An 806-nucleotide genomic window follows, 5' to 3' on the forward strand; every position below is an offset into this window, starting at 1 on the left:
CCTGCAGGGAGTAGCGGTGGGCCTCGGCGGCGGGCAGTCCGGTGTCCGTGACGATCGCCTCGAAGTCCCCGACGTGCGCGAAGCGGCAGAAGCTCACCGCCCCGAACTTGGTGTGGACCCCGGCGAACACATGCCGCCGCGCCGCCCGCACGGCCTGCGACTTGACCTCGCCGACCGCCGGGTCGGGGGTGGTCAGGCCGTGCTCACGGGAGATGCCGTTGGCCCCGATGTACGCGAGGTCGATGACGAATCCGGAGAGCATGCGGGTGACCCAGTGGTCGACGGTGGCGAGCGTGCCGGGCCGCACCCGGCCCCCGAGCAGCAGCACGGTCGTGTCGTTCGCCCCCTCGCCCAGGGTCTTCGCGGTGGCCAGTGAGGTGGTGAGCACGGTCAGCGGGCGGTCCGTCGGCAGTGCTTCGGCGATCAGTTGCGGGGTGAAGCCCTCGTCGACGAAGACGGTCTCGGCGTCGCCGAGCAGATCGGCCGCGGCGGCCGCGATACGGCGCTTCTCGGGCACGTTCATGGTGGTGCGGTACGCGAGAGTCGTCTCGAACCCGGCGCTCTCCACGGGGTACGCGCCGCCGTGCGTGCGGCGTACGAGGCCGTGGTTCTCCAGGGCGCGCAGGTCGCGGCGGACGGTTTCCTTGGCCACGCCGAGGGTGCTTGCGAGGGCGGTCACGTCGACGCTGCCCGCGCGTCTGGCGGTGCTGACGATCTCGCGCTGCCGCTCCTCGGCGCTCATGGGCTCTCCTCTCGCCTGGTGCGGTGCGGGTGCCCGTTCGGGCGGCTTGAGGAAAGTTGTACCG

1 protein-coding gene is annotated in these 806 nt (G+C 71.8%); it reads right to left on the minus strand.

The window, feature by feature from the left end; genetic code table 11:
- Positions 1-742: DeoR/GlpR family DNA-binding transcription regulator (locus GUY60_RS37985; RefSeq protein ID WP_161706043.1), on the minus strand; the 742-nt coding region annotated here is incomplete at its 3' end.
- Positions 743-806: the final 64 nt, after the last annotated feature.

The organism is Streptomyces boluensis, assembly GCF_009908195.1.
In the GTDB taxonomy this organism is placed as follows: domain Bacteria; phylum Actinomycetota; class Actinomycetes; order Streptomycetales; family Streptomycetaceae; genus Streptomyces; species Streptomyces boluensis.